Genomic DNA, 9,765 nt, shown 5'->3' with positions numbered 1-9,765 from the left:
GGGGCCCCCCGGGCCGCGGCAATCCGCCGGTCGTCGCCGAAGGCTCAGAGCGAGCCGGTCTCGCCCAGGCCGATGTTCGTCTCGTAGTCGACGTCCTTGGTCTCACGGGACAGCACCAGGGCGATGAGGGTGAGTACCGCGGAACCCGACAGATACAGGCCGACCAGCCACGGCTCGCCGCCGGCCGCGGCCCAGAGGCCGAGAGCGATCGAGGGGGCGATGGCCGCGCCGAGGATCGACGAGACGTTGTACGCGATCGCCGAGCCGGTGTAGCGGACATTGGTCGGGAAGAGCTCCGGCAGCACGGCGCCCATCGGCCCGAAGGTGGCCCCCATCAGCATGAAGCCGAACACGAGGAAGGCCTGCACGAGCGCGCCGGTGAACTTCGGGTCGACGGCCGGGAGGAGGAACACGTTGAAGGTGAGTCCGAGCACACCGATCAGCGCGGTCACCCAGATGAGGAGTTTCCGCCGCCCCACGGCATCCGCGATGGGACCCGACAGCAGCGTGAAGACGCCGAAGAACACGACACCGATGATCTGCATGATCACGAAGTCGGTGTAGCCGAAGCCGAGTCCGGGGACGGGGGCGTCGGCGGCCTTCGTGCCGTAGGCGAGGGTGAAGCTCGTCATCAGATAGAAGAGCACGTAGGTGGCGAGCATGATGAACGTGCCGAGGACCAGGTTCTTCCCGTGCCCGCGGACGACCTCGCCGAGCGGGAACCGGCGGATCGCGCCCTTCTTCTCGGCCGCGGTGAACGTCGTCGACTCCACGAGCTTCAGACGCACCCAGAGACCGATGATCACCATCACGGCAGAGAACAGGAACGGCACGCGCCAGCCCCAGGAGAGGAAGGCGTCCGAGCGCTGCAGGGGGCCGTCGGGGTGGGGGAGGGCGAAGTTGATCACGAGGAACAGGGTGTTGGCGATGATGAAGCCGATGGGGGCGCCCAGCTGCGGGAACGTGCCGTACCACGCGCGCTTGCCCTTCGGGGCGTTCTCGGTGGCCACGAGGGCGGCGCCCGACCACTCGCCGCCGAGGGCGAAGCCCTGGAAGAGGCGCAGGACCAGCAGCAGGAAGGCCGCCCACCAACCGATGCCGGCATAGGTGGGCAGGCATCCGATGAGGAAGGTCGCGATGCCCATCGTGAGCAGAGACGCGACGAGCGTGGCCTTGCGGCCGAAGCGGTCGCCGAAGTGACCGAAGACGACGGCGCCGATCGGGCGGGCGATCATCGCGGCGCCGAAGACGGCGAACGACGACAGCAGGGCGGTGGTCTCGTCGCCGGTCGGGAAGAAGAGCACCGGGAACACGAGAACCGCGGCGGTCGCGTAGACGTAGAAGTCGTAGAACTCGATGGTGGTGCCGACGAGGCTCGCGGTGATGACGCGGGCGCGGGAGTTGGCGGGTGCGGCGGGGGCCGCGGTGGCTGCGGACATGCGGAGTGAGCTACCTATCGATGGGGTGTCGAAGGTCCTCGTGGGACGCGCCGGTGGTGGGCGTCCGGGGCAGGGGTGTGTGCGGCGGGCGCCGCGACGATGGGGGCACCGGGGCGCCGGCAGGTTCCCGGCGCACGGCCATCGAGTCTACGCCGGGTCAGCGCCAGAGCACGGCCAGGGCCGCGTTGAGGAAAGTGAGGATGCCGACGAGCCAGAACAGGGCCGCCGGTGCCGCGCCGGCCTTGCGCTGGCGCGCGGTGCCGATGCCCAGGACGGCGCCGATCGCGAGCAGCACGATGAGCTTCACGCCGAGCTTGGTGTAGTTCAGCGGGTGGTCGATGCCCCACGGGGCGGCGAGGGCGAGCCCCGCGACGGCGGCGATGACCATGCCCCACGTCATCAGTCGCGTGATGCGCCGCTGGCCCACCGCCTCCACGACCCAGGCGCCGAAGAGGATCGCGAAACCGGTGAGGTGGACGAGGACGACGGCGTGACGCAGGATCTCCATGCCTTCAGCCTAACTGATGGCGTGCGGATCCGCGCCCCCCGCCCGCCGCGCGAGCACAGCGAGTCGAACGTGTTCCCTCTCCCCGGTCGTTGAGCGAGCGCAGCGAGTCGAAACGCGTCGGTGTGTGCGCGTGCGGCGTTTCGACTCGGCCCTGCGGGCCTCGCTCAACGACCGGGTGGTGAGGTCCGCCCTCTCCCCCGGTCGTTGAGCGAGCGGAGCGAGTCGAAACGCGTTCCCGGGCTGTGGACAACGCCCCCGGCATCCGCACGGCTCCCGGTACCGTCGCGGGATGCCGTTCGTCTACATGCTGCGGTGCGCCGACGGCACGCTCTACGTGGGCAGCACGATCGATCTCGATCGGCGCATCGCGCAGCACGCGGCGGGAGAGGGAGCCGTGTACACGCGCCGGCGTCTGCCCGTGGAGCTGATCTGGAGCGAGGAGATGGCGCGCGTCGCGGACGCGTTCGCCTGGGAGAAGCGGCTGCAGGGGTGGAGTCACGCGAAACGTCTCGCCTACGCCGAGGGCGGTATCGAGGCGGTGCGGCGGTGGAGTGCCCGCCATCGCGGCGACTGAGGGCGTTTCGACTCGGCCCTGCGGGCCTCGCTCAACGACCGGGTGGAGAACTCCGCACCCCCGGTCGTTGAGCGAGCGGAGCGAGTCGAAACGCGTTCCCCCGCGCAGCGCGTCAGCCGCGCAGGCGCCGCAGCAGCAGGGCCGTCCGCAGCGCGGCATCCGCCGCCTCGGCGCCCTTGTCCTCCTTCGACGCGGGAAGACCCGCGCGGTCGAGGCCCTGCTGCTCGTCGTCCAGGGTGAGCACCCCGAACCCGACCGGCTTGCCGGTGTCGAGGGCGACGCGGGTGAGCCCGTCGGTGGCCGCGGACGAGACGAACTCGAAGTGCGGCGTGCCGCCACGGATGATCACGCCGAGCGCCACCACCGCGTCGGCACCGGCGTCCAGCGCCGCCTTCGCCGCGACGGGCAGCTCGAACGAGCCGGGGACGCGTTCGAGGCTCCACGACGCGCCGGATGCCGAGAGCACGCGCTCCGCGCCGGCGATGAGGCCGTCGGTGATGACGTCGTGCCAGAGGCCCGCGATGACGACGACCCGCAGTCCCGTGGCGTCGATCGGGGCGGTCTGGGGGGCTCCGTGGCCGCTCATGCGTGCTCCTCCGTGCTGTGCGCGAGAGCCGCGTCGAGCTCGTCCGCGCTGATGATGTGGCCCATGCGATCGCGCTTGGTGGCCAGGTACTGGTGGTTGTTGGCGCCGACGCCGACCAGCAGCGGCACCTGCTCGACGATATCCAGTCCGAGCTCGCGCAGCTGCTTGACCTTGTCGGAGTTGTTCGTCAGCAGGCGGATGCGGTCCACGCCCAGATCGGCGAGGATGCCGCCGGCCGCCGCGTAGTCGCGCGCATCGGCGGGAAGTCCCAGAGCCAGGTTCGCGTCGACGGTGTCGAGCCCCCGCTCCTGCAGGCTGTACGCACGCAGCTTGTTGATGAGACCGATGCCCCGGCCCTCGTGTCCGCGCATGTAGACGACGACCCCGCCGTCCTTCTCGATGCGATCCAGCGCCGCGTCCAGCTGCGGTCCGCACTCGCACTTGAGCGAGCCGAAGGCCTCGCCCGTCAGGCACTCCGAGTGCACGCGCACGAGCGGGGCGTCCTCGGTGAGGTCGCCGGAGACGACGGCGATGTGGTCGGTGCCGGTGACGCGATCCTTGTAGGCGAGGAAGCGGAACGTGCCGTGCGAGGTGGGAACGGTCGCCTCGGCGCGCAGGCTCACCCGGCGCTTCTGCGCCGCGGGAGAGGGCGCCGCGATGGCCGCGGGCTCGACCTCGTCGAGGTAGCCGATGAGCTGCTCGATCGTGATGACGGGCACGCCTTCGCGAGCGCCCATCTCGAGCAGACCCGGAAGCCGCATCATCGACCCGTCCTCAGCGACCACCTCGCCGATCGCGGCGACCGGCTGCAGGCCCGCGAGGCGCATGAGCTCGACCCCGGCCTCGGTGTGGCCGGCCCGCTCGCGCACGCCGCCGTCGACGGCGCGCAGCGGCAGGATGTGCCCCGGTCGGATCACCGACGACGGCACGGATGCCGGGTCGGCGAGCACGTTGAGGGTGTGCGAGCGGTCGGTGGCGCTGATCCCGGTCGAGACACGGTCGGCGGCGTCGACGCTGACCGTGTAGGCGGTCCCGCGGGCGTCCTCGTTGACCGCGACCATCGGCGGCAGGTCGAGACGGTCCGCCCACTCGGCGGGCATCGGCGCGCAGATGAACCCGCTCGACCAGCGGATGGTCCATGCCAGCCATTCGGGCGTCGCGAGCTGCGCCGACAGGATGATGTCGCCCTCGTTCTCGCGGTTCTCGTCATCGGCGACGATGACCGGCCGCCCCGCGCGGAGGGCATCGAGGGCTTCGGGGATGGTCGACAGGCTCATCGTGAGCCCCCTTCGTTCGTGTTCTCGGGAGAGGTCGGGGTGAAAGCGAGGAGGCGCTGGACGTGACGCGCCAGGATGTCGGTCTCGAGGTTGACGCGGTCGCCGGCCACCCGGTCGCCGAGCGTCGTCGCCTCGAGCGTCTCGGGGATGAGCGACACTTCGAACCAGGCCTCGGAGGCCGCGGCATCGGAGGCGTTCGACACCGTGAGCGAGACGCCGTCGACCGCGATCGACCCCTTATCGACGACGAGGGGGGCGAGCTCCGCGGGCAGCGAGATGCGGATGACGCGCCACTCGGCACCCGGCCGCACCTCGAGCACCGTCCCGGTGCCGTCGACGTGCCCCTGCACGATGTGTCCGCCGAGGCGCCCGTGCGCGGCCATCGCGCGTTCGAGGTTGACACGGGTTCCCGGGCCGAAAGCGCCCAGCGTCGCCATGTCGAGGCTCTGGCGCATGACATCGGCCGTGAACCAGTCGTCGCCCTGGTCGACGACGGTCAGGCACACGCCGCTGACCGCGATCGAGTCGCCGTGGCCGGCGTCGGACACCGACAGCGGCGCCCGCACGGTCATCCGCACGCCGTCGCCCGACGGTTCCACCGCGACGATCTCGCCGCGCTCTTCGATGATTCCGGTGAACATCAGTCCTCTTCCTCCGTGGTCGCGGTGTGGGCCTCGTGCGCCGAGCGCAGATGCCCGACGATGAGCAGGTCGTCGCCGAGCCGTTCGACGGATGCCGTGGCCAGCCGGCGCTGCCCCGTGATCGTCGCGACGCCGATGTCGCCGACCGCGAGCCGCGGTCCGCCGATCAGCGTGGGCGCGATGTAGACGAGCAGCTCGTCGACGAGCCCCTCGCGGACGAACGACGACGCCAGGGTCGGTCCGCCCTCGACGAAAACGCGGTGCGCGCCCAGTTCGCGGAGCCGGTCGAGCAGGTCGGCGAGGTCATCGCCCTCGTCCTGCATGAACGGGCGCGGATGCCGCCGGACGCGGGCATCCAGGGGCGTGGCGCGCGTGCCGACGACCACGGGTCGCGGCTGGTCGTCGTAGAGCGTGCCGTCGGGCCGGCGTGCCGTCAGCGCGGGGTCGTCGGCGAGCAGCGTGCCCGTGCCGACGAGGATCGCATCGGCGACGCTCCGGCGGCGGTGCACGTCGGCCCGCGCCTGCGCACCGGTGATCCACTGGCTCGTGCCGTCGGCGGCCGCCGCGCGCCCGTCGAGGGACTGTGCCCACTTGAGCGTCACGTGCGGTCGGCCGAGGCGCTGCACCGTCAACCACGAGTCGAGCAGCGCTTCGCCCTCGTCCCCGCCGACGCCGCGGATCACCTCGACGCCCGCGGCGCGCAGCCGCTGCGCACCCCCCGAGGACTGCTCGCCGGGATCGTCGACGGCATAGACCACGCGGGCCACGCCGGCAGCGATGAGCGCCTCGCTGCACGGGCCCGTGCGGCCCGTGTGATTGCAGGGCTCGAGGGTGACAACGGCGGTGGTGCCGCGCGCGGCATCCGCGCCGGAGCGTGCGGTCAGTCGGGTGAGCGCGTCCACCTCGGCGTGAGCCGTGCCCGCCCCGCGATGCCAGCCCTCGGCGAGCACCTGTCCGTCGGGAGAGAGGATGACGGCCCCCACCTGGGGATTGACCCCTCGCGGGCCCCGCCGTGCGATCTCCAGGGCGCGCCGCATGGCACGGTCGATCACCGTGTCGTCGCGGTCTGTCGCTGCCATCCGTCGTCCTCCACCTGAGGCTCCGGGGGCGCGTTCGACACCGCAGACGACGCGTCCGCGTACGGATCGTCGTCCGTGCTGCCTCCCATCCGGACTAGCGCTCGGGCCCCGCAGGGCCTTCGCACATCACCGTCGGTTCCGGAATCCCACCGGATCAACCCCCTGGTGAGAGGGGGCTCGCGGACTGTCACCGCCGGTTCGGATTCACACCGACCCCGGAGCACGTTTCTTGCACTTGATCCTAGTCAACGCGCGGATGCGGATTTCATTCCGTGTCGGTCGGAGGATTCCGCGCGGCCGCCCAGCGATCTCCCCGCCCCGCGGCCTAGCCTGGAGGCACACACGACGGGGAGGCGACGATGGCTCACGACACCAGCGGCACGCAGAGCAGCGACGATGTGCGCGGGGCGGCTCGTCTTCGTGAGCGCCCCTTCGCCGACGTGCTCATCATCGGCGGCGGCATCAACGGGCTCGCGACCTTCCGCGACCTCGCACTGCAGGGCGTCGACGTGGCTCTCGTCGAGCGCGGCGACGTCGTCTCGGGAGCATCGGCGGCCTCGAGTCACATGATCCACGGCGGCATCCGCTACCTCGAGAACGGCGAGTTCCGCCTCGTCCACGAGGCCGTCACCGAGCGCAACGCGCTGCTGCGGACCGCGGCGCACTACGTCCGACCGCTGCAGACGACCATCCCGATCGGCTCGACCTTCTCCGGTGTCCTGTCGGCTCCGTTGCGGTTCCTCCGGCACGGCGCCGGGAAGCGCCGGGAGCGGGGAGCGGTGCTCATCAAAATCGGCCTCGTGATCTACGACTCGTTCTCCCGCGGCGGCGGACTCTTCGGGGGAGGCGCGGTGCCGCGCCACGCGTTCCACGGCCGGTCCGCCTCGCTTCGGCAGCTGCCGCGGCTCAACCCCGCCACCCGCTACACCGCGACGTATTGGGACGCCTCCCTCCACGACCCGGAGCGGCTCGCGGTCGACGTCCTGCGCGACGGGCTGCGCGCCGGAGCGGCGGACGACCGGGCGCGCGTCGCGACCTACACGGCCGCCGTCGGCCACGACGACGGCAAGGTGGTGCTCCGCGACGCCGATTCCGGAGCGGAGTTCGTGTTCTCGGCATCCGTCGTCGTGAACGCGTCGGGACCGTGGACCGACCTCACCAACCGCGCCCTCGGCGACGACACGCATGACATGGGTGGGACCAAGGGCTCGCACATCGTGCTGGACAACGAGGAACTGCTCGAGGCGACCGCCGGCCGCGAACTGTTCTTCGAGCACTCCGACGGCCGCATCGTGCTCATCTACCCGCTGAAGGGACGCGTGCTCGTGGGCACGACCGACCTCGAGCACGACATGGGCGCGCCGATCGTGTGCACCGACGACGAGATCGACTACTTCTTCGAGTTGATCGGCCACGTCTTCCCCACGATCGCCGTCGATCGCTCGCAGATCGTGCACCGCTTCGCCGGCGTGCGCCCGTTGCCCGGACACGGCGACGTGGCCCCCGGTTTCGTGTCGCGCGACTACCGGATCGAGGCCGAGCGGATGCCCGGCACCGACGCGCCGACCGTCCTCAGTCTCGTGGGCGGCAAATGGACCACCTTCCGCGCCTCGGCCGCCCACCTCACCGACCGGGTGCTGGAGGTGCTCGCCCGCCCGCGGACACGGACGACGAAGGGGCTCGCCATCGGCGGCGGCGTCGGCTATCCGACGTCCGAGCGCGCCCGCCGACAGTGGGTGCTGGCGCACGCCGGCGCGGTGGACCCGGCGCGCGTCGCCGTCCTCCTCGATCGCTACGGCACGACCGCCGCGGAGGTCATCGCCGCGACGGGCGCCGACGACGTCCCCCTGCGGACGGCGCCGGACTACACGCGCGACGAGTTGCGTCACCTCGCCCGCACCGAACTGGTCGTGCACCTCGAGGACGTGCTCCTGCGTCGCACCGATCTCGCCTTCCGGGGCCGCGCCGACCGGACCGTCGCCGTCGAGATCGCCGACGCGATCGCACCGGTCATGGGGTGGGATGCCGCCGCGCAGGCGGCCGAGGTCGATCGCGCGCTCGCCGCGGTGCACGCCGCCGATCCGGCCTGGCAGCCGGCGGTGGCGCGCTGAGCGCGCGGCGACCGCACCGGCTCCGCCGCTACGGCGCTCGCGTTCCCGGACGTCGCGTCACTTCAGCAGTCGCGACAGCCGCCGATCGGCCAGTAGCTTGCCACCCGTCTGGCACGTGGGGCAGTACTCGAGGGAGTTGTCGGCGAAGAAGACGCTGCGCACCTCGGCACCGCACACCGGGCAGGCCTCGCCGCGGCGGCCGTGCACGGCCATGCCGCGTCGCTTCGCATCCTTGAGGTCGGCCGGAGGCTTGCCGGATGCGGTGGCCACGGCATCCGTCAATGTCGTGCGCATCGCGTCGTAGAGGCGGTCCACATCCGTGTCGGTGAGACTCGCCGCCAGCGCGTACGGCGACATGCGCGCGGCGTGGAGGATCTCGTCCGAGTAGGCGTTGCCGATACCCGCGACGATCGACTGGTCGCGGAGCACCCCTTTGATCTGGGTGCGCCGGCCCGCCAGCAGGGAGGCGAGCGTGTCGCGCGTGAAGTCGGAGGCGAGCGGGTCTGGTCCGAGGCGCGCGATGCCGGGGACGTCGGCGGGCTCGCGCGCCGCGTAGACCGCGAGGGACTTCTTGGTGCCGGCTTCGGTGAGGTCGAAGCCCGACCCGTCGTCGAGGCGGACGCGCAGCGCGATGGGCGTCTTGCCGGGGCGGATCACCGTGTCGGGCACGGCGTCGTACCAGCGCAGCCAGCCCGCTTTCGCGAGGTGGAAGATGAGATGGCTGCCGGCATCCGTCGCGAGATCGACGAACTTCCCGCGCCGTGTCGCGCCGGAGATCGTCGTTCCCACGAGGGCGTCGATCGGCGGATCGTAGGTCTTCAGGGCCGCGATGTTCGCGACCGTGATCTTGACGACGGTGCGCCCGGACGCGCGGGTGCCGAGGAAGTCGACGAGACCTTGCACCTCCGGCATCTCGGGCATGACCTCATCCTGCCACGGCCCCCGGACGCGGCGTCAGGGGGATGCCGGCCAGGCCTGAGGCGCCCGATCGTCGCCGGCGAGCAGACCCGCCACGAGGCCGTCGCTGCGGATCCCCGCGCCGTTGACCAGCGCCGAGCGCTGACGCCCTTCGTACCGGAACCCGAGACGTTGCGCGACGCGGTGCGATGCGGGGTTCTCCGCCACGGCGCGCCACTCGATGCGGACGAGTCCGAGGCCGTCGGGCGAGAAACCCCAGTCGAGCACCGCGCGGGCGGCCTCGACCACGAGCCCCCGTCCACGCGCGTCCGCGGTCATCCAGTAGCCCAGCTCGCCGGAGCCCGCGGCCAGACGGTGCAGCCCGATCATGCCGACCAGTCGTCCGTCATGGCGCACGGCCCAGGTGGCCTCCGTCCCGGCATCCCACCACCCCGCGGCCTTGCGGACGAACCCCTCGGCGTGCGAGCGCTCGTACGGCGAGGGGACGGTGGTGAACCGCTGGATCAGCTCGTCCTGGCAGGCCGCGAAGATCGCGTCGACATCGCCGTCCGTCGGGATCGAGAGCTCGAGCCGCTGCGTTCTCAGCGTCACCGGTTGCATGCAGCGAGCCTATCCCGCTCCCTCCCCGGACC

General features: G+C 71.6%; 10 protein-coding genes and 1 riboswitch. Of the genes, 2 read left to right on the top strand and 8 right to left on the bottom strand.

Features of this window, described 5'->3' with window-relative positions:
* Positions 1–44 precede the first annotated feature (44 nt).
* Both AC1Q49_RS09230 and AC1Q49_RS09225 read right to left on the bottom strand, forming a co-directional pair.
* Positions 45–1,439: an MFS transporter gene (locus AC1Q49_RS09230; protein WP_492491767.1), complete on the bottom strand. Its 1,395-nt coding sequence runs from the start codon at positions 1,437–1,439 to the stop codon at positions 45–47.
* Positions 1,440–1,596: 157 nt separating this feature from the next.
* Positions 1,597–1,947 (bottom strand): hypothetical protein, encoded by a 351-nt coding sequence (locus AC1Q49_RS09225; RefSeq protein ID WP_060961005.1) that lies wholly within the window; start codon positions 1,945–1,947, stop codon positions 1,597–1,599.
* 289 nt (positions 1,948–2,236) lie between these two features.
* On the opposite strand from AC1Q49_RS09225, the gene AC1Q49_RS09220 reads away from it, so the two are divergent.
* The gene (locus tag AC1Q49_RS09220; RefSeq protein ID WP_492491765.1) at positions 2,237–2,521 is read left to right on the top strand and encodes a GIY-YIG nuclease family protein; all 285 of its coding nucleotides are present in this window, start codon (positions 2,237–2,239) and stop codon (positions 2,519–2,521) included.
* Positions 2,522–2,633: 112 nt separating this feature from the next.
* Here the strand turns inward: AC1Q49_RS09220 and ribH are convergent, their stop codons facing one another.
* The 4 genes from ribH to ribD are packed head-to-tail and all read right to left on the bottom strand — an operon-like array spanning position 2,634 to position 6,104.
* Entirely contained in the window at positions 2,634–3,107 is a 474-nt protein-coding gene (ribH, locus tag AC1Q49_RS09215) for a 6,7-dimethyl-8-ribityllumazine synthase (RefSeq protein WP_060961003.1), read from the bottom strand.
* Entirely contained in the window at positions 3,104–4,384 is a 1,281-nt protein-coding gene (ribA, locus tag AC1Q49_RS09210) for a GTP cyclohydrolase II (RefSeq protein ID WP_191008966.1), read from the bottom strand. Before ribA ends, ribH begins: the two co-directional genes overlap by 4 nt.
* On the bottom strand, positions 4,381–5,025 hold the full coding sequence (locus AC1Q49_RS09205) for a riboflavin synthase (RefSeq protein WP_101306752.1): 645 nt from the start codon (positions 5,023–5,025) through the stop codon (positions 4,381–4,383). The genes ribA and AC1Q49_RS09205 overlap by 4 nt, the downstream gene beginning before the upstream one ends.
* Positions 5,025–6,104 (bottom strand): bifunctional diaminohydroxyphosphoribosylaminopyrimidine deaminase/5-amino-6-(5-phosphoribosylamino)uracil reductase RibD, encoded by a 1,080-nt coding sequence (gene ribD, locus AC1Q49_RS09200; protein ID WP_061782047.1) that lies wholly within the window; start codon positions 6,102–6,104, stop codon positions 5,025–5,027. Before ribD ends, AC1Q49_RS09205 begins: the two co-directional genes overlap by 1 nt.
* Before the next feature lie 71 nt (positions 6,105–6,175).
* Positions 6,176–6,332: riboswitch (FMN riboswitch) on the bottom strand.
* Between the two features lie 131 nt (positions 6,333–6,463).
* On the opposite strand from ribD, the gene AC1Q49_RS09195 reads away from it, so the two are divergent.
* Positions 6,464–8,215: a glycerol-3-phosphate dehydrogenase/oxidase gene (locus tag AC1Q49_RS09195; protein ID WP_492491761.1), complete on the top strand. Its 1,752-nt coding sequence runs from the start codon at positions 6,464–6,466 to the stop codon at positions 8,213–8,215.
* A gap of 57 nt (positions 8,216–8,272) precedes the next feature.
* Here the strand turns inward: AC1Q49_RS09195 and AC1Q49_RS09190 are convergent, their stop codons facing one another.
* Together AC1Q49_RS09190 and AC1Q49_RS09185 are read right to left on the bottom strand one after the other, a co-directional pair.
* Entirely contained in the window at positions 8,273–9,136 is an 864-nt protein-coding gene (locus AC1Q49_RS09190) for an Fpg/Nei family DNA glycosylase (RefSeq protein ID WP_492491759.1), read from the bottom strand.
* A 33-nt stretch (positions 9,137–9,169) separates the two neighbouring features.
* Complete coding sequence (locus AC1Q49_RS09185) at positions 9,170–9,733, bottom strand: GNAT family N-acetyltransferase (RefSeq protein ID WP_101306749.1); 564 nt, start codon at positions 9,731–9,733, stop codon at positions 9,170–9,172.
* Between the last annotated feature and the right edge of the window lie 32 nt (positions 9,734–9,765).

The sequence above is a fragment of the Microbacterium sp. MPR-TSA4 genome (assembly GCF_058792815.1).
Note: the sequence above shows the minus strand (reverse complement) of the source record. Positions and strands in the feature narration are given on the sequence as shown.

Coding starts and splice junctions, on each gene's coding strand:
- AC1Q49_RS09230 (WP_492491767.1), bottom strand. CDS start 1,439: ATGTCCGCAGCCACCGCGGCCCCCGCCGCACCCGCCAACTCCCGCGCC.
- AC1Q49_RS09225 (WP_060961005.1), bottom strand. CDS start 1,947: ATGGAGATCCTGCGTCACGCCGTCGTCCTCGTCCACCTCACCGGTTTC.
- AC1Q49_RS09220 (WP_492491765.1), top strand. CDS start 2,237: ATGCCGTTCGTCTACATGCTGCGGTGCGCCGACGGCACGCTCTACGTG.
- ribH (WP_060961003.1), bottom strand. CDS start 3,107: ATGAGCGGCCACGGAGCCCCCCAGACCGCCCCGATCGACGCCACGGGA.
- ribA (WP_191008966.1), bottom strand. CDS start 4,384: ATGAGCCTGTCGACCATCCCCGAAGCCCTCGATGCCCTCCGCGCGGGG.
- AC1Q49_RS09205 (WP_101306752.1), bottom strand. CDS start 5,025: ATGTTCACCGGAATCATCGAAGAGCGCGGCGAGATCGTCGCGGTGGAA.
- ribD (WP_061782047.1), bottom strand. CDS start 6,104: ATGGCAGCGACAGACCGCGACGACACGGTGATCGACCGTGCCATGCGG.
- AC1Q49_RS09195 (WP_492491761.1), top strand. CDS start 6,464: ATGGCTCACGACACCAGCGGCACGCAGAGCAGCGACGATGTGCGCGGG.
- AC1Q49_RS09190 (WP_492491759.1), bottom strand. CDS start 9,136: ATGCCCGAGATGCCGGAGGTGCAAGGTCTCGTCGACTTCCTCGGCACC.
- AC1Q49_RS09185 (WP_101306749.1), bottom strand. CDS start 9,733: ATGCAACCGGTGACGCTGAGAACGCAGCGGCTCGAGCTCTCGATCCCG.